Source organism: Furfurilactobacillus sp. WILCCON 0119 (genome assembly GCF_053471565.1).
Genome location: NZ_JBPCCV010000001.1, coordinates 463,303 through 485,169, shown reverse-complemented (window position 1 = coordinate 485,169; position 21,867 = coordinate 463,303). Strand labels below are relative to the sequence as shown.

The following is a 21,867-nucleotide window of genomic DNA, read 5'->3' as shown; positions in this document are numbered from 1 at the left end:
CTTTTTTCATGATTACGCTTAAAAATGATGTTTTAACGGTTCTTATTAATGAGCATGGGGCAGAATTGACTAGTGTTGTCGATCAAGCGACAGCAACCGAATACATGTGGCAAGCAGATAAGACCATTTGGGGACGGCACGCACCCGTCTTATTCCCAATTGTTGGGCGGCTCCATGATGATACGTACAAAGTAGCAGGAACAGCCTATTCAATGACCCAACACGGGTTTGCCCGGGATCGTGATTTTACGGTTACCGCCCAAACAGCAACGAGTGTGACGTTTACGTTAATGGACGATGCGACCAGTCGTGAACAGTATCCGTTTGCCTTCAAACTAGACATCTTGTTTAGTCTGTTAGACCGCCACCTTAGCGTCGAATACCGGGTTGCTAACCCCGGGCAGGAACCGCTGTATTTCTCCATTGGGGGGCATCCGGGCTTTAACGTTCCGTTGGGTCAAAAGACTGGCGAATTTGAGGATTATACGATTGCTGCAAGTCCAGCGCAAACATATCCGTCGGTCCAGTTGGTGGGGCCGTTTAGTGACCAAAATCATCCAACAACCCTCGATTTTACGCACCCAGTGACGCTCGATCACGCATTGTTTGAACATGACGCTAAGATCCTAAAGCTCGATCAACGTGAAACAACGCTGACGTTGACGTCCGATGTGAATGAACACGGGGTTGCCATGACACTTGCTAACGCCGATTACGTCGGCATCTGGTCACCGTTTCCACAAAAAGCGCCGTTTGTTTGCATTGAACCATGGTGGGGGATCGCGGATGCCATTGATGCCACTGGCGATTTAGCCACAAAGGCGGGAATCCATCACCTTGCGTCACAAGCCACCTTTAATGCAGATTACGCATTAGAGTTCTTTTAACTAAACATTTGGAGCAAAAATAACGCCTACCGACACATGTCGATGGGCGTTATTCTGGTGCAAATTAAGGCATCAAAAAAACTCGTCCGGGCAATCCAGACGAGTTCCATCAATCATGATTGATTAGCCGCTGAGGACGACTCATCAGTAGCCTTATCTGTGGGTACTTGGTTTTCAGACGCCGCAGATGGTGCAGCGTTTTTATCAGAATCAGCGGGTGCGTCTTTCTCGTGCACCTTAATGGGATGGGTGAGGCGGTAGCGCCGGTATAAGCCAAACGGCACCATCCGCTCCGTCCCAGTTTTAATGCGGTCCAAATTACTTCGGTGACGGTAAATAATAAACAACGTGAGCACAAAGGCGACAGTGGTTAAAATCCCGTCTTGATATAACAGGGATATGAATGTAATGATTGTTAATGCGGCCATCGAAGCAACGGAAACCATGCTGGTGATGTAAACCAGTGATGCAAAGATGACACAGGCGATGAGGAAAAAGGGGAAATTATAACCAGCAAGAATCCCGGCACTGGTTGCCACGGCCTTACCACCTTTGAACCCGTCAAAAATGGAGAACGTGTTCCCAAGAATGGCCGCTAAGCCGATGAGTAACCCATTGATGACAATTCCATGGACGACTGGTGCCCCAAAGATCACTGGTTGCAGCGTGGACAGTGCGCCTTTACAGATATCAATGACCATCACCGTCGTTCCAGCCGTTTTACCAAGGACCCGGTAGGTATTGGTGGTGCCGATATTTCCAGAACCTTCCTCACGAATGTCCTTATGAAAGAATAGTTTACCGATCCAAACGCCGGTCGGAATGGCCCCCAGTAAATAGGCAACCACGAGCATGATGAGTAGTTTAAGCATGAGCAACTTCCTTACGTTAGCGTAGTTAATGCCCTTCATTTTATCATGAAGCCACTCCGCTGCCAAATCCACCGCAAATCATGGTTGAATTGCTCATGATGCGAACAGATTGGGGGGAATGCGGTCTTTTTTGTTGTAGAACGTTTGTTCGTATTATGCTAAAATGAATCACGCTAATGCGGTTAATGATTGGCGCATTAATGGCGAAATAATGATGGTTAACAAAATTAAGTGTGCCCCAACGCGGTTTGTGTGTTATTTTAATTTAGATAGTCTAATTGAGAGAGGATGTTGACATGGCTTCATCAGCCGAGGATTACAACGCATCAAGCATTCAAATTTTACACGGTCTCGAAGCCGTTCGGAAGCGTCCGGGGATGTACATCGGATCAACCGACGGCCGGGGCCTTCATCACTTGGTTTATGAAATCGTGGATAACGCGGTTGACGAGGCTTTAGCAGGATTTGGTCAAGAGATCAACGTGACCATTCATGCAGACAACTCGATCACGGTTCGCGATCATGGCCGGGGGATGCCAGTGGGAATGCACGAATCTGGTATCCCAACGCCCGAAGTTATTTTCACCGTGCTCCATGCCGGTGGTAAATTTAACGAGGGGAGCTACAAGACCTCTGGTGGTCTTCACGGGGTTGGTTCTTCCGTTGTTAACGCATTATCTGAATGGTTAACGGTGACCATCGTGAAAGACGGTCAAAAATACCAGGAAGACTTTAAAAACGGTGGCCAACCAGTGGGAACCCTTGTGAAGTTAGGCAAGACCAAAGAGGCTAACGGAACAACGGTTTCCTTCAAACCAGACCCAAGCGTCTTTACAACCACCGTTTATAACTTTAATACGTTAGAAGAACGGCTCCGTGAATCAGCATTTTTGCTGACAAACGTCAAGATAACGTTAACAGACGAACGGGCTGATCAAGAGCGGACGGAGACGTTCCTCTTCCCTGATGGCATCAAGGAATTTGTCGCTTACTTAAACGAAGACAAGGACACCCTGGGTGACGTCATGTACTTTGACGGAAACAAAGAGGGTGTCGAAGTTGAAGTGGCCGCTCAGTATAACGATGGGTACTCGGAAACGACCCTTTCGTTTGTTAATAACGTGCGGACACCTGGTGGTGGGACCCATGAAGCTGGGTTACGCTCAGCCTGGACCAAGGCGTTCAATGAGTACGCGCGCAAGGTTGGTCTGTTAAAGGACAAGGATAAAAACCTTGAGGGTTCCGACGTTCGGGAAGGGCTGTCCGTGGTTATCTCTATGCGGATTCCAGAAGCAATTTTGGAATTTGAAGGTCAGACGAAGGACAAGCTCGGAACTAACGAAGCGCGGACAATCGTCGATAACGTAATTAACGAGCAACTGGGCTTTTACCTGATGGAGAACGGGGAGTTTGCCCAAATGCTCATCAGAAAGTCCTTGCAAGCACGCCAAGCGCGCGAAGCTGCTAGAAAGGCCCGGGACGAAAGCCGTAACGGGAAGAAGAAGGGTCGTCAAGAACGACTCCTCTCTGGAAAGCTAACACCCGCACAGTCGAAGAACTCATCACGCAATGAATTATTCTTAGTCGAGGGTGATTCTGCCGGTGGTTCAGCCAAACAAGGGCGTGATCGGAAGTTCCAAGCCATTCTGCCACTACGGGGGAAGGTCTTGAATACCGAAAAGGCTAAGTTACAAGACATCGTCAAAAATGAAGAAATCAACACCATGATTTACACGATTGGTGCCGGTGTTGGGGCTGACTTTAACATCAAGGACGCCAACTACGACAAAATCATCATCATGACGGATGCCGATGATGATGGTGCCCACATCCAGATCCTCTTGTTAACGTTCTTTTACAAGTACATGCGGCCAATGATCGACGCTGGCCGGGTGTACATTGCCTTACCACCGCTGTATAAGCTTCAGCGTGGAGTTGGGAAAAAGACGCAGATTGAATACGCCTGGACGGACGCCGAGCTTGGAACCAAGGAAAAGAAGATTGGCCGTGGCTACTCACTCCAACGGTTTAAAGGGCTCGGGGAAATGAACGCGGACCAACTATGGGAAACGACCATGGACCCACACACAAGAACATTGATCCGGGTGCGGATCGATGACGCGGCCTTAGCTGAACGGCGGGTGACGACCTTAATGGGCGATAAAGTTGAACCACGACGTAAGTGGATTGAAGAAAACGTCGCCTTTAACTTAGAAGAGGACGGTTCGATCTTAGACAATGCGGCTGTTAATTCCGCCCATAATGTGGATGAAGATACCGAAGCGACTGACAGTGTGTCATTGACCGCTGAATCAACCGATTCAACCAGCACTGGTCCAACGATCACCGTTTGGGACCAACCGACCGACTAGTCCAAAAGTGTCAGTAGGACGCAATCAGAGTTAATCTTAGCGAGAGAGGAGTCGCGTTTGTGGCTGAAAATGAACAACACATTCAGGAACTGACCTTGGAAGATGTGATGGGTGAACGCTTTGGGCGTTACTCGAAATCCATCATTCAAGATCGGGCACTTCCTGATATTCGGGATGGGCTAAAACCCGTTCAACGCCGGATCTTGTATGCAATGAACAAGGATGGCAACACGTATGATAAGGCATTCCGGAAGTCAGCAAAGTCTGTCGGAAATGTTATGGGTAACTATCACCCCCATGGTGATTCATCAATTTATGAAGCCATGGTGCGGATGAGTCAAGACTGGAAACTCCGTGCACCCCTCATTGAGATGCACGGGAATAACGGGTCGATCGACGCCGATCCGCCGGCTGCCATGCGGTATACGGAAGCCCGGTTGAGTAAAATTTCTGGAACGATGTTGCAAGACATCGACAAAGAAACGGTTGATTTTGTTCCGAACTTTGATGACACAGAAAATGAACCCACTGTTCTACCAGCCCGGTTCCCTAACTTATTGGTTAACGGGGCGAGCGGGATTTCAGCAGGGTATGCAACCGAAATTCCCCCGCACAATTTAACGGAAGTCATTGATGCCCTGATTTACTTGCTGGCTCATCCTAAAGCAACGACTGATGATCTAATGGGCTTTGTTAAGGGCCCTGATTTCCCAACTGGGGGGATCATTCAGGGGGTCGCCGGCATCAAAAAGGCGTACGAAACCGGCGCTGGTAAGATTGTTCTCCGCTCTAAGACTGCCATTAAGGCCCTTAAGGGTGGTAAACAAGAAATTGAAATCACCGAGATTCCGTATGAAGTCAACAAGGCCCTGTTGGTCAAGAAGATGGACGAAATTCGGATCATGAAAAAGGTCGAGGGAATCGTCGAAGTTCGCGATGAATCCGACCGGAACGGCTTAACCATTGCGGTTGAACTAAAGTCTGGGGCGGATGCGCAGGGGATCTTAAACTACCTGTTAAAAAACACGGATCTTCAAATCACCTACAATTTCAACATGGTGGCCATTCACAACATGCGGCCGGAACGGATCGGGCTAAAGACCGCCCTCCAGGCGTACATTGATTTCCAACGTGAAATCATTACAAAACGGACGCACTTTGACCTTGAACGTGCCCAAAAGCGGCAACACATCGTTGAAGGGTTGATCAAAGCATTATCCATTCTGGATCAAGTCATTGCGACCATTCGGGGGAGTAAAAACCGGAAGGACGCAAAACAAAACCTGATCGACCAGTATGCCTTCACCGATCCTCAAGCTGAAGCCATTGTTACGTTACAGTTATACCGGTTGACGAACACCGATGTGACCGAACTGCAACAAGAGCATGATCATCTGACGGAAGAAATTGCGCGGTTGACCGACATTTTGGACAACGATGCAACCTTGCGGAAAGTCATGCGATTTCAGATGCAGGACGTTAAAAAGACCTTTGGTTCTGATCGGCTTACGCAGATTGAGGCACAGATTGAGGAATTAAAGGTTGCCCGGACGGTCACCGTGGCTGACGAAGACGTCGTTTTGATGGTCTCTCACGATGGGTACATCAAACGTAGTTCACCACGGTCATACCAAGCATCCGTTACGGATGATAATGGGCTAAAGGACGAGGATTACCCAATCTTGCTTGAAAAGGTATCCACGTTGGACCACTTGTTCATCTTTACGAACAAGGGGAACTTAATCTACCGCCCCGTTCACGAAGTCGCGGATGCCCGGTGGAAGGATACTGGGGAACACATTTCGCAATCCATTGGCTTAGCGGATGACGAAGAGCTAATGGCCGCCTTTACGTTTAAGAGCCTAAAGGAAAGCGGGCGGTTTGTTATCGCAACGCGGCACGGCTTGATCAAACAAACGGCCTTTATGGACCTGTTACCAGGCCGGACGTATAAAAAACGGGCCAGCATGTTTGAAAAGCTGAAGCAGGCGGATGATCAGGTCGTTAACGTGGCTTACGTTGACGGCGATGACCCACTGACCGTTATGTTAATGTCTCAACACGGCTACGGTTTGCGCTTTGATCTAGCTGAGGTGCCGACTACAGGTGCCCGGACAAGCGGGGCTAAATCCATGGACTTACGTGACGGTGATCAGGTCGTCAACTGTCAATTGGTGAGTGAAACTGATGATGTTATGATTGTGACCCAACGCGGTGCCCTAAAGAAAATGGCCGTTAGTGAAGTGACCGTTACCAGCCGGGCCCGTCGTGGGGTGATGTGCCTTCGTGAGTTGAAGACAGCACCGCATGAAATTATTGATTTCATTGCGTTGGCAAAACGAACCCTTTCACCCGTCGAAATCGTGACGGCTCGCGGCGTTCGCCACGATGTTTTACCGGCTGAGCACGAGCGGAACGCACGTTACTCAAATGGATCGTTTGTGATCGATGTGGATACGGAAGGGTTACCACTCTCCATTCGGCGTCGTGAAGCAGAATTAGTCTTGAATTAATGTTTTGCTTGGGTAAACCATTAGGCAGATAAATTGAGCAGGACGATTTAAAGCGCTTCAAAACCAAGTGTGCTACAGTATTAACATTACTGTGAGCACACTTTTTTTAATTAAAAACCCTTGGTCATCCGTGTGTTAAGGGCCATAAAGTTTCACATTTGGAAAATTAGGGGCTAGTTATTAAAAAATAATTGCGATCGGGAGCTAATACTTGCACGAGTAGACCACTTTTGCGTACAATTATCGTATCGAAAAGTTTTACTTTATACTTGTTTTGGCCAATAAAACAATTAATAAATCCTTTGAAAGGTGGTTTCACAATGAAAAATAAGCAAGAAACGATTTTTTCATCAAAGACGCTAACCTACTTTTTACAATTAGCCGAAACGATGAACTATACGCAAGCTGCCCAAATCCTTGGGATCACACAGCCGGCTTTAACACAACAAATTAAAAAACTGGAACGGACAGTTGGTGCACCATTATTTTACTCCGTTGGGAAAAAGCTCCGGCTATCCGAAGCTGGGAACACCATGCTCGGCGCCACTCATGAAATTTATGACGTGTTGAACCGTGCAACCGATGAAATTCAGCAAACAACCTCTGCTGACTCTGGTGAAATCAACATCGGTCTGTTAGCTTCCATTGAATACTCAGTCTTTGAAGACTTTGCCATTCAATACTACGAAGCCAACCCAGACATCACGATCAACTTCCATATGTTGACCAGAAAAGAAATCTGGGACCGTTTGGAAAATAACCGGATCGATTTGGCAATCATGTACCTTCCAGATGACAGCATCAAAAACTGGAAGCCATACCGGTCAAAGAAGATCATCACGGAAGATCTTTTATTCATTCACCACGAACAAAAACTGGCTGAACGGAAAAAGATTCGGTTAAAGGACACGTTAAACAACGTCTGGGTAACGTACCCACGCGAGTACTACTTAGACCAAGTATTGCGTGAAAACTACAAGAATGCCATGGTTGACTTGCCAAATGCTGTGGCGCGCTTCACAACGCCTGACCAAATTTACCAATTCAGTGCTGAAACAGGGGCCTACACTGCCTTACCAAACAGCTACATCTTGGCTAAGGGATTAGAATCAGACATGTACGCTGCTCAGTTTGAACCTGGAATTAAATTTGACTTAGCGTTCGTTTTCCGTAAAGATAAAGATGAGATTCCGCGTGTCGGGAAATTACTTGATACATTCGAAACCTATTTGAATGAACAAGACTACATTTCTCGCTTAACGCAGATTCACAATAGAAAATACGGTGAACACACTGAAGGAGCAGAGAACTAATGAGCAAACAGTTAATTTTCGGGCACCAAAGTCCTGATACAGACGCCATCGTTGCAGCGAAGGCTTATTCATACCTGCAAAACCACCTTGGCTTCGATACAGAAGCAGTTGCTTTAGGGACACCAAACGAAGAAACTCAGTTTGTCTTGAACTACTTTGACGAACCAACACCACGGATCGTGACAAGCGTTGCGAATGAAGTTGACAGTGTTATGCTGGTCGACCACAATGAAGCGCAACAAAGCGTTGCTGACTTAGCTGACGTAACGGTTACCCACGTGGTTGATCACCACCGGATCGCCAACTTCCAAACGGCACAGCCGGTTTCATACCGCGCAGAACCCGTTGGTTGTACCAGCACGATCTTGGTTAAAATGTTTGACGAAGCCAAGGTTGAAATTCCGGCTCAATTGGCTGGTTTGATGTTGTCGGCCATTATCTCTGACACATTACTGTTGAAGTCACCAACAACAACTGCTGATGACCGGGCCGCCGTTATTGCCCTGGCTGAAATTGCTGACATTGATTACCAAACATACGGTTTGGAAGAATTAAAGGCCGGCACAAACTTGGCTTCAAAGTCAGAAGCGCAATTGGTTGAACAAGATGCCAAGTCATTTGACATGGGTGGCAAGACTGTTCGGATCGACCAAATCAATACCGTTGACCTTGACGAAGTGTTTGCCCGCCAAGATAAGTTAGAAGCTGCCATGGCTGCTGATGCCAAAGAAAATGGCTACGACTTATTCTTAGTGTTAGTGACAAACATCTTAGACAGCGACTCACGGTTGCTTGTTTGGGGTGAACCAGCTGATATCGTTGAAAAGGCCTTTAACACGACCTTAACCAACCACACTGCTAGTTTACCTGGTGTTGTTTCACGTAAGAAACAAGTTGTCCCACCATTGCAAGCAGCGTTCTAAATCACAAATCATGTTTAAACGGCACAAAGTGGATCAGTAATGATCTGTTTTGTGCCGTTTTTTGTTAGTTAACGATTCCGTTGAGCAAATTACTTGCGCCACTGCACAAAAAGTGGAAAATAGACTTACGAGAAGTAAGTGTTTTATTACTTCAGTTGGTTAATTTAAATTATGGTGGAGGGATTGCAAATGCAAGATAAAAAAGACGCACTCGCACGGTTGAGTAAGGAAGCATACGCGGTCACTCAAGAGGGTGCGACGGAACGCCCGTTTTCTGGGCAGTATGACGCGTTTGATAAACCAGGAATTTACGTTGACATTGTGAGTGGTGAACCCATGTTTTCGTCGCTGGATAAATATGACGCTGGTTGTGGGTGGCCCTCATTTACAAAGCCAATCGCACCACAAAACGTTCAGGAACACCGTGATCAATCATTTGGAATGGAACGAACTGAAGTACGGAGCCGCGACGCTAACTCACACCTTGGCCATGTTTTTACTGATGGTCCGATCGCAGCCGGTGGGTTACGGTACTGCATCAATTCTGCGGCCCTCCGTTTTGTCCCGGCAGATCAGTTAGAGGCCCAGGGGTACACTGACTACATCAGTCAATTTCCTAACGTTTCCCAACAAGCACACCAACAGGAGGATTAACGATGGCAGAAGAAACAGCAATTTTTGCAGGCGGGTGTTTTTGGTGCATGGTTAAACCCTTTGACACGGTTCCGGGCATCCACAGTGTTGTCGCCGGCTACACTGGCGGCCACGTGGCCAACCCAACGTATGAGCAAGTCGCCAGTCACACAACTGGGCATACGGAAGCCGTCAAAATCACGTTTGACCCAACCGTTATGTCATATGAACAACTGGTTGATATTTACTGGCAACAAACGGATCCAACTGACGCCATGGGTCAATTCCAAGACCGTGGTGACAGTTATCGTCCGGTAATTTATGTGAATGGTTCCGAACAGCGATCAGTGGCAGAAGCGTCTAAGGCAGCACTTGCCGCGTCTGGCCGGTTTGATCAACCGATTGTGACCCAGATCGAAGATGCCAAGCCATTTTACCCAGCTGAGGACTATCATCAGGATTTCTACAAAAAGAATCCGCTCCGCTTTGAAATGGAAGAAGCGGGTGGGCGAAGTGCGTTCATCAAGCGACAGTGGCAAGATCGGTAACGGCTTGAATTGACGGCACAAGAATTAATCTGTATGCTAATAATGAATAAGCGAACACCACTAGGGGGGTTCATCATTGATGAACTGAGATGGCAACTTGCCGGACCCTTTGAACCTGTAAGTTTACACTTGCGTAGGAAAGTGGTCAGCAACCCGGGTTTTTAAGGTACGATTGAGCGGGGCGCTGGACCATTAATCCTGGTTCAGCGCCCTTTTTGTGTAATTAAAAGGAGTTGTCACAATGACAAACAAGTTCACAGCCGTTGACCCGGCCTTATTAATGACCATTAGGGCGCACCAGCCGGTGGTTTTAAACCTTAGCAACATTGTCACAGTCAACGAGGTCGCCAATGCGCTAAGCGCGATCGGCGCGTCGCCCATTATGTCATGTGCACCTGAAGAAACAGCGGATCTCCTGACCATTGCCGATGCAGTTGTTCTAAACCTTGGCACATGGACACCAGCCCAAGTCACGCACATGGAGGCCCTTGGCCAAGCCGCTAACACGGCCCACGTTCCGGTGATTGTTGATCCGGTTGCCGTTGATCTTCCAAAACGACGGCAGGTGTTTGATCACTTAATGGCGATGGTTCAACCGACCGTCATTCGTGGGAACACCGGTGAAATTGCGAGTCTTGCTGGCTTGACGGCGGTAACGCGGGGAATTGACGCAGCCAACCAAAATGGCCTGTCAACCACCATTGAAACGGCCAAAGCGGTTGCAGCACAGTACCACTGCTGTGTGGTTGCGACTGGACCAATTGATATCATTACGGACGGCGACCATGTCGTGATCAACCGGGCCGGAACGCCATTGTTTGCGACCCACGTTGGTTCTGGCGACCTGCTCAGCAGTGCGCTCGGTGCATTCCTTGCGGTTAGTGACCAACCGTTGACCGCAATTGCCACAGGGACCGCGTTATTTGGGGCCATTGGCGCCTGGACGGTGACGCACCATCAATTAACTGAGCGACAACCGGGAACGTTTGGGATTCGACTATTAGATGCGCTCTGTGGCGTGACCGCTAACGACCTTGCGCCATTTATTCAATTAGGGGAGGACTAACACGTTATGAACGCATTTGATCACGATGACCAATACCCACAAGCACTGTCCATTGCTGGCTCTGATTCTGGCGGCGGCGCTGGGATGCAGGCAGATCTAAAGACCATGCAGGCGCGAAAAACCTTCGCAACGACTGTTCTTGTTGCCATTACTGCTCAAAATACGCTCGGGGTGCAGGATGCGTTTTCTCTGCCACCAAAAATTATTGATGCGCAATTTGCTAGTTTAGCAGCGGATCTCGCCATTAAAGCCTGTAAAACGGGTATGCTCGCTGACGTTACGCGGGTTAAAACGGTGGTGACGAACCTGAAGCGCTACGACTTTGGCCCGTTAACCGTGGACCCCGTAATGATTGCTAAAGGGGGCGCACCGTTGCTTAGTGACGATGCAATTGCTGTGGTTCGTGATGAGCTACTGCCACTTGCGACCATCGTCACACCAAATCTTCCTGAAGCAATGGCCTTAACCAACATGACGATAACGACTGATCAGGACATGCAACGAGCCGCTGAGCAGTTACAAACGCGTGGGACCGCCAACGTTATTATTAAAGGGGGTCACGAAGCAAATAGTGATCAGGTTCGCGATTTTGTGCTGTTAGAAAACGGCCGGTCTTTTTGGCTTAGCGCGCCGCGCATCGAGACGATCAGGACACACGGGACTGGCGACACACTCTCAGCCTGCATCACCGCTGAACTTGCGAAGGGGGCCAGCATTGAAACTGCCATTCGCACCGGGAAGCAATTCGTCACGGCGACCATAACAGACGGGATTACGGTGGGTCATGGTCACGGACCATTGAATCATTGGGCCACCATTGATGAGCAGGAGGGGCACAATGAACTTTAACGCAAAGCAATTAACGGCGTACTTTGTGGCTGGATCACAAGATGTCCCAGCTGGTCAAACCTTGCCAGATCAGTTGGCAGCGGCAATCGACGGGGGAATCACTGCTTTTCAGTACCGTGAAAAGGGACCTGGTGCACTAACAGGAACAGCCCGATTAACGTTGGGGGAACAGCTCCGGGCACAATGCCAAACGGCCAGCATTCCGTTTTTTGTTGATGATGACGTTGACTTAGCCCAAACGCTCCATGCGGACGGGATCCACGTCGGTCAAACGGATCAACGCATCGAGGCGGTCATTGCCGCCGTTCCCGACATGATCATCGGCTATTCGTGCCATACATTGGCTCAAGTTCGCACCGCAAACACGTTGGCGGCAGTTGACTACATTGGTAGTGGGCCCATTTTTCCAACGCAATCAAAAGCAGATGCGGATCCAGCCATTGGATTAACCGGGTTAACGGCCTTAGTTCAGGCAAGTCGCCGCCCCATTGTTGCGATTGGTGGCCTTACGCAAGCTAATTACCAAGCAGTGGCCAGGACAGGTGTCGCCGGCGCCGCTGTTATCAGTTTACTCACCCAGGCGCCCAACATCACTGCGGCAGCCCACGACCTGCTGGAAACATTTAGCTAAGCGGCGAAAAACATTAAACTCTCGCTAAACCAACGGGAAAAGATTGCATTTTTCTCACGCCGAGGCCTACACTAATAGCAATTAATTAGTTTACTGGGGAGAACATCATGCAGAAACGACCAAAACCAATCAATCCGGCCATGCCAACCAACATCGCGTGGGTGATGGCAGTGACCGGGATCATCATCGGACTTTTAGTAGGGGTCCTCTTACCATTCCAATTTAACGGTTCGTTCATTTGGGGGATTCTTGCCATGATTTTGACGGACATCATCTTTTTAGTTTGCTACCGCAGGGTAAGCATCCAAAAACAGACAAAGGCCCGGGCGGCCGCTGATAACGCTGAATCAGCGAGTCATTAATAGACCAATCAAAAAGGACTGCATTCCTGAATTTCTGGGAATACAGTCCTTTTTGATTGGTCAGTCGCCGTTAACTAACTTGTGGTCTTATTTACTCAAGGTTACATTTTTGAAATTGTAGTTAACGCCGGCGGTATTATAGACCAGCCCATGGAGATTGCTTCGTTGTAAGGTACCGCCCACACTGGATCCCCAGTAAAGTGGGATCACGCCTAAATCACGCGTCAACGTTGTTTGTGCCGTTTTGAGGTCCTGATAGCGTTTTTGAGCGTTGTTAGCGTCACTTCCAGCCGCTTGATCCATTGCTTGATCAAACGTCTTATCTGTCCATTTAGCCGCAATTTGATGGTTTGTGCTTTGGAAGAGTGATAAGAACGTTTCCGGATCATTGTAATCACCGCTCCAGCTTAGAACAGCAGCTTGATACTTGCCGGTCGTAATGGCACTTAACTGCGCCTTTAAGGGCACCGTCTGAATGTGCACGGTAATGCCCGGAAGTTTATTCCATTGTGACTGAAGGTACTCAGCAACCTGTTTACTATTGCCGGTATCGTTTGCTAGCAAGTTAATGGTCAACGCGGACTGACCGCTCGCTTTTAGCCCGGCCCGGGCAAGGCGCGTTGCTTTCGCCATGTCGGCTGTGGTGACGGCTTTAACACTGGTTTCCTTGGCAAAATCGGCTCCCGTTTGGGGATTTTGCATCAGTTTTGCTGGTGTTAACCCGGTTGCTGGCGTGGAGCCATCCTGAAGGGTGTCGTTTGTGAGTTGCTTTCGATTAATGGCTAGCGATAACGCCTGCCGCACGGCCAGCTGCTGAAGTGGGGATTTGGTCGTTTGATTTAATCCAATGAACGCAGAGGCGGAACCAGCCCGGTAGTGATAAGCGGGATTGCTTTTTTCATTTGCGACCTGGCTGCTGCTCAACGTTGTCAGGTCCGTTGCCCCGGAGTTGTAGAGGTTCAAACTAGTACTTGCATCCTTTACAACTGCAAAATGAATGTTTTGTAGCTTGACGTGCCGTCGATCCCAGTACTGGCTATTACGTGCCAGTGTCCACTTTGGGTTCGTCCCGGTCCAGCCCTTAATGGTGAACGGCCCGTTGTAAACTTGAGCATTTGCTGAAAGGCCGTAGTGCTTTCCCTGTGCGTTAACGACCCGCTCATTTTGCGGGAAGAAAACGGGGAACCCGAGAAGTAGCTTAAAGTAGGGAATTGGCTTTGTGAGGGTGATTTTCAGCTTATCGGAACCAACGGCCTGAATCCCAAGACTCGAAACGGGGGCTTTGCCGGCCTGGATTTCATCAGCGTTTTTCACACCGCTGAATAAGTAAGCGTATTGACCGGCCGTTTTCGGGTCGTTGGTTCGCTGCCATGCGTACACAAAGTCGGCTGCGGTGACGGGATCACCATTGGACCATTTTGTGTTTTTACGAAGTGTGATGGTCCAGTTCAAACCATCTTTTGAAACTGTTGTTTTAGCGGCCAGCGCTGGTTGTGGTGTATTGTTTTTACCGATTCGGTAGAGCCCTTCATCGGAGTTTGCTAGCGCTGTCAGTGACGTGTTATCCGTTGCCTTGGACGGATCAAGGGAGAGCATTTCAGTCTGTTCAGTAACGTTTAGTGTGTGTTGATCTGCGGTTCGATGCTGGCCACAAGCGGCCAGGGTCAACGTTAAGGTGAGCAGTAAACCCACAGTGATGGCAGAGCGTTTCATTCGTGACATAAGTCAACCTCGTTTAGAATCAAAATTTTCAATGCCTGAAAAAAAGACAGCCCCCGAGGACTGTCTTTGGCAATAAAAAAATCACCAAGTCCGCGGGTTTATGACCCATGCAGACTTGATGATCAAAAAAACTCATCAAAAGACGCCGGCACGGATACAATCGAGTATCACACTCAGATTGCATCCGTTTCTAACGGCGGTTACGCAACCTGATTACCAGCTTTGCCAAGTATTCAACTGAACGTTAGAAAATTGCATGTTGATGAATTCCTTTCGTTTAAACTGTCTTTTATTCATTGCCAATTAAGATACGCCACTCATAATTCATCTGTCAACCAATTATTTTATAAAACCTGTCGAAAAGATTCCGTTTTTTGGCGCAACTTATGGTAAATTATTAAAGAGTGACGAAACGAAAATAAAGGATGGACGCTATGTTTACACATCAATTGGACGAACACCTAGCTTTAAAATTGATCAGTGAAGAGGACGCGGATAAATTATATACATGGATCGACGAAGACCGTGCCGAATTTAGTAAGTGGCTGGCATGGGCAAACGACATGCAGTCCGTTGATGACGAAACTGGCTTTATTAACCATGCGCGTCATCAGTTTGCAGATGGCAAGATGCTGCCGTTGACGCTGGTGATCGATGGTCACGCGGTTGGTAGTATTGATCTACATAACATTGATTCAAACAATGCGCATGCTGAGATTGGCTACTGGCTCAGTTCACGCTACCAGGGCCAGGGACTAATGACACGGGCCGTTGATCGGTTACTTACGATTGGATTTGATGAATTGAATCTACACAAGATCATCTTAAACGCCGATGTCAATAACAAAGCTAGTCAAGCCGTTGCTGAACGGTTAAACATGCATTTTGACGGGACACTTCGGGATCACGTTCTGATCAACGACACGTTCCAGAGTCTCGCCACCTATTCCATGCTGGAATCAGAATGGGAAGCACGGAGCTAAGCAGGCCCATCAGTTAGTCGTTTTCGCAATGTTTAAATCTGTTCAACAGGATTCAATTTAGGTACAATGGATTTAAGAAAAATTAATATTTTGTTAGAGTCGCATGCCAACGTGCTGTGAAAATCACTAAGGAGGTGAGCAGATGATCAATCCGCATCGTAATCGTAAGGGTCAAGCAGAAGAAAAACAAAATAACCAGTTACGGGTAATTACGAACCGGGCAACGGTCATTGCTCAAGATCGGACCACGTACGTTGGTGGACCACGGTTACAGAAAACGAGCTTTGTCAAGGCGGTGTATGACGCAACTGGCCGCCCAGTTGATCCACGCCTGGTCGAGGTGGACCTTAAAAACGTTGACTGGACAAAACCGGATGACTACCGCGTTAATTTACGGTATACGAACCCAGGACGAACGGTGACAGCAACCGCACACCTTCACATTTTTTCGTTTAACGGCCAAGATGTCGTTATTCATGCTGGTGAAGATTTGCCGTTAGACCGGTCATTTGTTCGTGAATTGACGGATCCAGGGCAACACGGCGAACTGGGCGTTACGTTTGACGAAACGCCAAAGACGTTGCTTGTAAACAGTACCTATGGTGCAATGGTGACGTATACAGTAAATGGCGTCACGGCGGGCGCACACCAGGTGTTACGTATCATTGATAACTTTGTGACGGTTGAGACCGCCAACCAGACAACGTACGTTAACGGTCCCCGGACTAACCCAGCGCGGTTCATTAAGACACTGGTCAATGCCAATGGTGAACAAATCGACAGTGCCAAGGCAATCATTGATATGTCAGCGGTGGATTGGACACAGGCTGGTCGTTACCCGGTTCAAATTCGGTATACCGATCACGGCAAACGAATCAATCTGACCGCGTATCAAAACATCTTTAAGTTTACCGCCCACAACCAAATGACCATTGTCGGTGATGGTGATCCAATTCCCAACCGGTACGTTGCGGTAGCGCAAGACCAGTACGGTCGGGATCGAACACGATGGACCGAGATGCACTATAATGATTCAACGGCTGATCACAACATCCCAGGAACCTATAACGTCACGCTTAGCTTCGAGGTCAATGGCTCAACAGCCACCCTGCACCCAACGTTACAGGTTTTCCCTGAGGTGGTGCGTCCGCAAAGCGGCGCGACGGATATGACGATTCCGGTTCGTAGGGAAGACCTGCGGGCAATTAGTATCGCGACACGACAAATGGCTGAGGCCAAACGTGGTGCCCGACACAGCATGCGGCATTCGAGTTCCCGCGTTGCTAATAATGCGGCGAAGGCACAAGCCCATGTTTCTTGGTGGCGCCGGTTGTTCCAGTCAGGCCGTTAACAATTAATGAACCAGCAAAAGGGGTTCCGTGCTAACGGAGGCCTTTTTTTGCGGCCTGACAGTTGTCACTAAGTTAGCTGAAATGATGGTAATTCAACTCATGACAGAATAAACTAGGGTTAATTTGAAAAAGGAGCGTTCAACATGATAATTGAAACACAGCATGTTGCAAAACGTTATGGCAAGACGACCGCGGTCAATGATGTTTCACTCACGGTCAACGAAGGGGAGCTGATTGGGCTTGTCGGGGAGAATGGGGCCGGGAAGACGACCTTAATTAACATGATTTTAGGGTTGCAACACCCCACTACCGGGACGTTAACCGTATTTAACCAAGCCCCCGGCAGTGCCGAAGGGCGGTTGCGCATCGGTGCCATGTTGCAAGAAAATGTAACCATGAAAAACAGCAATGTTGATGAAGCCTTACAACTGGTGACCAGTTTTTACCCAAATCCAGTGACGGTGTCTGAGTTGTTAACGACAACGAATTTGACCGAAGTGGCCCATCATCGCATGGGCGCATTATCTGGCGGTCAACGTCGGCGATTGGCTTTTGGGATGGCCATTGCCGGAAATCCTGACGTTATTTTCTTAGATGAACCCACGGTTGGCATGGACGTTTTGGCTCGGAATGCGTTCTGGGACCAAATCAAGCACCTTCAACAACAGGGTAAAACAATTTTTATGACGAGTCATTATTTAGAAGAAATCGAAGCCGTTGCAGATCGTGTCATCATCATGGCGCACGGTGCCTTTATTTACGATGGGACAATGATCGACCTTAAAACGCGGTATCGTGGGGTTGAAATTACGTTTACGACACCGTTACCACTCGAAAAATTCACCCAGTCAGATTTAGTCACCGCCAGTCAAAAAGCGGGGACCACCGTTCATTTGCAGGTAACAAATGGTGACCAGTGGCTGATTGATCACCAAAAACTGTTGGCTGACATGCAACATTTAACAATCACCCCAATGTCACTAGAAACCATTTTTAAAACAATTGTTGAAGCAGGTGAACCAGCATGACTCAATTCTTGATCCAAACACGATTATCGATCCGGCGCGAACTTTTCCGAAATCTGGGCTTCTTGTTCTTTTCATTGGCGATGCCCGCTGGCTTCTACCTGTTATTCACGAAGATCTTCATTCAGGGGTCAGGGACGGTTGCAAAACAAATGGCCTTACAGTACATGACGAGCATGATCGTTTACAGTGTGCTCATTAGCATGATTTTTAGCTTTGCAAACGTGCTTGTTGAGGATCAGTCTGAAAATGTGCCAACACTGTTAGCCATTACACCAGCAAAAAAGTCCGCCTATTACGGTGGCTTAATTGTGGCCATGACATTAATGAACGTGCTGTCTGTTGTGGTCATTGAATGCCTTGCGGTTACAGTTAATCACGCCTCATTATCCTGGAAAGCTTCCGAATTAGTTTTATGCTGGGCGTTACTGGGTGCAATTCCCTTGATGCTGCTTGGTGGGGTTGTTTCCCGTGCGGGGCGGTCCAGTACCGTGAATGCATTATGCAACTTCATCGTCTTTCCAATGGCCATCACAAGTGGCCTATGGTGGCCGCTTAGCATCTTACCAGACTGGATGCAACACATTGGTAAACTCATGCCAACTTACGCGGTCAATCGCTTATTGCAGTCAGCAATTAATTCAACAACCGTAAAGGGCTCGTGGCTTTTGATTCTCTTATTCTGGGTCGCTATTTCTGGCATTATTTTATGGGGCCTTGGTCATCTTCGTCGCGATGAGCGTTTTCAAGCATGAAATTTTTAACGGATAACATTTTATTTCCCCGACGCTACGGGGTTTACCCTTACTTTGCACTCCTCTTTTTGGGCTACCCACTGGCCATCGTTCTGAAAGCGGGTGGGTGGCACCAACTGGTCACACCGCTCCTGTTACTGGCCTTTATTTTGTTCTATCGGCACAGTTTTGAACCCTCACATTGGTTGCCGTGGGCGATTGGCGGACAATTACTCATTTGCTATTACTTTGCGGCTGTTGAGCACTACTTACCGATTTTCGTCTATACGGCAGCCTTGGTTGGCACGGTCCCATTAGCGAAAACAAGTCGTTGGCGGTACTTCACCGCGTACTATGGTGCGACCTTTTTGGCAATTGCAACCATTCTCATTGAACCGATTTGGTGGAAAGAAAATACCGATCACCTGGGGTTAGGAACCGGAATGACAACGGTGATCTTAATGGCCTTTATTCTGGGACCACCATTAGCCGCACTATCTGTCTCACACTCACTGGATCATTCACATCAGTTGCAGCAGACAAATGACCGGTTGATCACGGTGATCCAGCAGCACGAACGGAAACGAATTGCGCAGGATCTCCATGATACTCTAGGACAGTCGTTTTCAATGATTACAGTAAAAACTGATCTGGCACGCAAGTTATTAACGGTCGCCCCAGACCAGGTCGACGCGCAACTTGCAGATGTTGAGCGGGCCTCCAGAAATAACCTGCAACTGGTTCGTGATATCGTCAACAACTTGCGTCAGCCAACGATTGCTGAGACCCTATTGCAACAATCTGATAATTTGGCGACAGCTGGCATTACGTTGTTGACTAAAAATGAACGTCTCAGTCAGCAATGGTCACGTCCGGCCCAGCTAGTTGTTGGTGCCATCATTCAAGAAGCAATCACGAACATGATTCGTCATGCCCATGCAAACCATTGCTGGTTGATCTTTTCAGAAACAGACACAACTACTCAAGTTCTCATTCGTGATAATGGTAATGGCTTCAAGGATCGCCGAGAAAACAGCTCAGGAATCAGTGGAATGAAACAACGAATTGCGCAATTGCCAGGTGGTCAGTTAACCATCGAAACATCACCACAAGGGACAACGCTAACCGTGACGTTTAACCGCAACCAGGAAGAAGGCGCCGTGTAATGATCAACCTTTATCTCGCTGAAGATCAAGCAATGTTGAATTCAGCGTTAACCACGATTTTAAACTTAGAAACAGATTTAGATGTGATTGGGAGCGCGGAAGATGGAAAAACCGCACTTGCAGAAATCAACCAGTTGCAACCAGACATCGCCATTTTAGACATTGAAATGCCGGGGTTAACTGGATTAGACGTAGCAGAGCAGCTTCAAACAGTGAACCAACGGGCGACCCGCGTCTTAATTTTAACGACCTTTGCGCAGCCGTCCTATTTTCAACGTGCTGTGGCCGCACAGGTCATGGGGTACCTTCTAAAGGACAGCCCAAGTGAGCGCCTCGTTGGTGCCATTCATGACATCATGGACGGTCAAACGGTCTATGATCCAGAATTAGTGCGGGGCATGTATGCAGCTGAGCAGAATCCATTAACGGAACAAGAACTTGCTGTTTTAAAGGCCGCGCGGACTGGTCAATCAACGGCGGCCATCGCTGAAACCGTGTTTTTATCAAAGGGAACGGTTCGCAATTATTTATCGGCTATCTTCAGCAAACTTGGTGTCCACAATCGTTTGGAAGCACTAACAATCGCTGAACAAAACAAATGGTTGTAAGCAACAATAACCTGCTATAATCGCAATTGTAGTATTAATTAAAGGGGCGTTTACATTGGAATTTATCTACAACCATCCAACAACTACTGATTTACAGACCATTATGACCATTGAACGTTTGGGATTCAGCCAAGAAGAAGCAGCAACTGAATCAAGCATGCAGGATCGGCTAATAACGTTAAATGATACGTTTTTAGTGGCTCGTGCGGCTGACGATCAACAACAGGTCGTTGGCTTTATTGTCGGTCCGACATTTACAAAACGGTACCTGACTGACGAACTTTACGAGCAAGCACAGCCAAATCAAGAAACTGATGATTATCAAACAGTTCTTAGTCTCGCCGTTCATCCTGACTATCAGGGTCATGGCATTGCTGGTGAGCTGCTCACACAATTCACTGCATTGGCGGCTAAAGCAAAGCGCAAGGCCGTTACATTAACGTGTTTAGAACGCTTGGTTCCGTTTTATGAAGCACATGGCTTTGTTAACGAAGGTCGCTCTGAATCTGATCATGCTGGTGAACACTGGTATAACTTGGTTAAAACGTTAAGCTGAGTAATGCCTTAGCAAAGCACAGACAGTAATTTGTCTGTGCTTTTTTTATGAAGCATGGACGATTACTAGAATAGAAGTCTCAAAATATAACTTTCGATAATATATATTATGTAAACTAGAACACGAATAAAGTTCAAGCCCGGCAGCTAGCGACCCCCTAACACGGTTATTTATGTTAGTTCATTACTCATGTTCAACGTGATTCTTTACGCACAACAGTGTACGCTGAACAACAACACATGACGCTTTCTACGACACTGAGCTTAGAACAGACCAACAGTTATTTGTTCCGTTCGCTTGCTACTGCACCCAGATATGCTTTAGCGGCTATTTTATGAGTCCAGATCAGTGCTAAATAACTGCTAGCCATTGTAGTTACTATCAACCAAATTACTGATCAACCATACACTTTATGAACGCTGCGGTTGAATCAGCAGCAAATCACTGATTACTTGGTTTACAAACGATTGCTACAAACAAGTTCAGCTGATCAAAGTAGCCACCGATAACGGTTACTGGTTTAATCAGCTAGTCAATGACAGTCCACACAGTAAATCAGCAATAATTGCCACGAATGACACACAACGTGCTAGCAAACGTTAATGCGACCTCGTTAGATCGCTCAACTCATCTAAGTCAGTCAAGTAATCCTGTAATGTAACTGCTGAAATGATCTTAGTGCTGCTATGACTATAATAAATGCGTTGTTTACATCTAAGCAGCTACTGTGTTTAAACTATAACGCAAGTAAC

Annotated in this window: 19 protein-coding genes, 1 pseudogene and 1 riboswitch; of the genes and pseudogenes, 18 read left to right on the top strand and 2 right to left on the bottom strand. The window is 47.7% G+C overall.

The window, feature by feature from the left end; translation table 11 throughout:
* Positions 1-8 precede the first annotated feature (8 nt).
* Entirely contained in the window at positions 9-887 is an 879-nt protein-coding gene (locus ACRYI5_RS02555) for an aldose 1-epimerase family protein (RefSeq protein ID WP_407880448.1), read from the top strand.
* A 269-nt stretch (positions 888-1,156) separates the two neighbouring features.
* On the opposite strand, the pseudogene plsY reads toward ACRYI5_RS02555, so the two are convergent.
* Positions 1,157-1,759, bottom strand: a pseudogene (gene plsY / locus ACRYI5_RS02550) (glycerol-3-phosphate 1-O-acyltransferase PlsY); the annotation flags it as partial.
* Positions 1,760-2,055: 296 nt separating this feature from the next.
* On the opposite strand from plsY, the gene parE reads away from it, so the two are divergent.
* The 10 genes from parE to ACRYI5_RS02500 all read left to right on the top strand — a co-directional run bounded on the left by parE (position 2,056) and on the right by ACRYI5_RS02500 (position 12,969).
* On the top strand, positions 2,056-4,131 hold the full coding sequence (gene parE, locus ACRYI5_RS02545) for a DNA topoisomerase IV subunit B (RefSeq protein ID WP_448224165.1): 2,076 nt from the start codon (positions 2,056-2,058) through the stop codon (positions 4,129-4,131).
* A 59-nt stretch (positions 4,132-4,190) separates the two neighbouring features.
* Positions 4,191-6,644: a DNA topoisomerase IV subunit A gene (gene parC, locus ACRYI5_RS02540; RefSeq protein ID WP_407880450.1), complete on the top strand. Its 2,454-nt coding sequence runs from the start codon at positions 4,191-4,193 to the stop codon at positions 6,642-6,644.
* Positions 6,645-6,964: 320 nt separating this feature from the next.
* On the top strand, positions 6,965-7,957 hold the full coding sequence (locus tag ACRYI5_RS02535; protein WP_448224164.1) for a LysR family transcriptional regulator: 993 nt from the start codon (positions 6,965-6,967) through the stop codon (positions 7,955-7,957).
* Complete coding sequence (locus ACRYI5_RS02530) at positions 7,957-8,880, top strand: manganese-dependent inorganic pyrophosphatase (RefSeq protein WP_448224163.1); 924 nt, start codon at positions 7,957-7,959, stop codon at positions 8,878-8,880. Before ACRYI5_RS02535 ends, ACRYI5_RS02530 begins: the two co-directional genes overlap by 1 nt.
* 171 nt (positions 8,881-9,051) lie before the next feature.
* Positions 9,052-9,534, top strand: a complete 483-nt coding sequence (gene msrB, locus ACRYI5_RS02525; RefSeq protein ID WP_407880453.1) for a peptide-methionine (R)-S-oxide reductase MsrB — start codon at positions 9,052-9,054, stop codon at positions 9,532-9,534.
* A 2-nt stretch (positions 9,535-9,536) separates the two neighbouring features.
* Positions 9,537-10,061 carry a peptide-methionine (S)-S-oxide reductase MsrA gene (msrA, locus tag ACRYI5_RS02520; RefSeq protein WP_407880454.1) on the top strand — a complete coding sequence of 175 codons (525 nt, stop codon included), beginning with the start codon at positions 9,537-9,539 and terminating at the stop codon, positions 10,059-10,061.
* A 52-nt stretch (positions 10,062-10,113) separates the two neighbouring features.
* Positions 10,114-10,218: riboswitch (TPP riboswitch) on the top strand.
* An 84-nt stretch (positions 10,219-10,302) separates the two neighbouring features.
* Positions 10,303-11,127, top strand: coding sequence for a hydroxyethylthiazole kinase (gene thiM, locus ACRYI5_RS02515; protein WP_448224162.1), 825 nt, complete (start codon positions 10,303-10,305; stop codon positions 11,125-11,127).
* 6 nt (positions 11,128-11,133) lie between these two features.
* Positions 11,134-11,976: a bifunctional hydroxymethylpyrimidine kinase/phosphomethylpyrimidine kinase gene (gene thiD / locus ACRYI5_RS02510; protein ID WP_448224161.1), complete on the top strand. Its 843-nt coding sequence runs from the start codon at positions 11,134-11,136 to the stop codon at positions 11,974-11,976.
* Positions 11,966-12,607: a thiamine phosphate synthase gene (thiE, locus tag ACRYI5_RS02505; RefSeq protein ID WP_407880458.1), complete on the top strand. Its 642-nt coding sequence runs from the start codon at positions 11,966-11,968 to the stop codon at positions 12,605-12,607. The genes thiD and thiE overlap by 11 nt, the downstream gene beginning before the upstream one ends.
* Positions 12,608-12,714: 107 nt before the next feature.
* Positions 12,715-12,969: a hypothetical protein gene (locus ACRYI5_RS02500; protein WP_448224160.1), complete on the top strand. Its 255-nt coding sequence runs from the start codon at positions 12,715-12,717 to the stop codon at positions 12,967-12,969.
* 87 nt (positions 12,970-13,056) lie between these two features.
* On the opposite strand, the gene ACRYI5_RS02495 is transcribed toward ACRYI5_RS02500, so the two are convergent.
* The gene (locus ACRYI5_RS02495; protein ID WP_448224159.1) at positions 13,057-14,691 is read right to left on the bottom strand and encodes a peptide ABC transporter substrate-binding protein; all 1,635 of its coding nucleotides are present in this window, start codon (positions 14,689-14,691) and stop codon (positions 13,057-13,059) included.
* Positions 14,692-15,125: 434 nt separating this feature from the next.
* On the opposite strand from ACRYI5_RS02495, the gene ACRYI5_RS02490 reads away from it, so the two are divergent.
* From ACRYI5_RS02490 to ACRYI5_RS02460, 7 genes are all read left to right on the top strand, one after another.
* Entirely contained in the window at positions 15,126-15,674 is a 549-nt protein-coding gene (locus tag ACRYI5_RS02490; RefSeq protein WP_407881522.1) for a GNAT family N-acetyltransferase, read from the top strand.
* A 142-nt stretch (positions 15,675-15,816) separates the two neighbouring features.
* Positions 15,817-17,025, top strand: a complete 1,209-nt coding sequence (locus ACRYI5_RS02485) for a hypothetical protein (RefSeq protein ID WP_407881523.1) — start codon at positions 15,817-15,819, stop codon at positions 17,023-17,025.
* Positions 17,026-17,169: 144 nt separating this feature from the next.
* The gene (locus tag ACRYI5_RS02480) at positions 17,170-18,054 is read left to right on the top strand and encodes an ABC transporter ATP-binding protein (protein ID WP_448224158.1); all 885 of its coding nucleotides are present in this window, start codon (positions 17,170-17,172) and stop codon (positions 18,052-18,054) included.
* The gene (locus ACRYI5_RS02475; protein WP_448224157.1) at positions 18,051-18,806 is read left to right on the top strand and encodes an ABC transporter permease; all 756 of its coding nucleotides are present in this window, start codon (positions 18,051-18,053) and stop codon (positions 18,804-18,806) included. Before ACRYI5_RS02480 ends, ACRYI5_RS02475 begins: the two co-directional genes overlap by 4 nt.
* Positions 18,803-19,951 (top strand): sensor histidine kinase, encoded by a 1,149-nt coding sequence (locus tag ACRYI5_RS02470; protein WP_448224156.1) that lies wholly within the window; start codon positions 18,803-18,805, stop codon positions 19,949-19,951. Before ACRYI5_RS02475 ends, ACRYI5_RS02470 begins: the two co-directional genes overlap by 4 nt.
* Complete coding sequence (locus ACRYI5_RS02465; RefSeq protein WP_448224155.1) at positions 19,951-20,559, top strand: response regulator transcription factor; 609 nt, start codon at positions 19,951-19,953, stop codon at positions 20,557-20,559. The genes ACRYI5_RS02470 and ACRYI5_RS02465 overlap by 1 nt, the downstream gene beginning before the upstream one ends.
* 103 nt (positions 20,560-20,662) lie before the next feature.
* Positions 20,663-21,115, top strand: coding sequence for a GNAT family N-acetyltransferase (locus ACRYI5_RS02460; RefSeq protein ID WP_448224302.1), 453 nt, complete (start codon positions 20,663-20,665; stop codon positions 21,113-21,115).
* Positions 21,116-21,867: the final 752 nt, after the last annotated feature.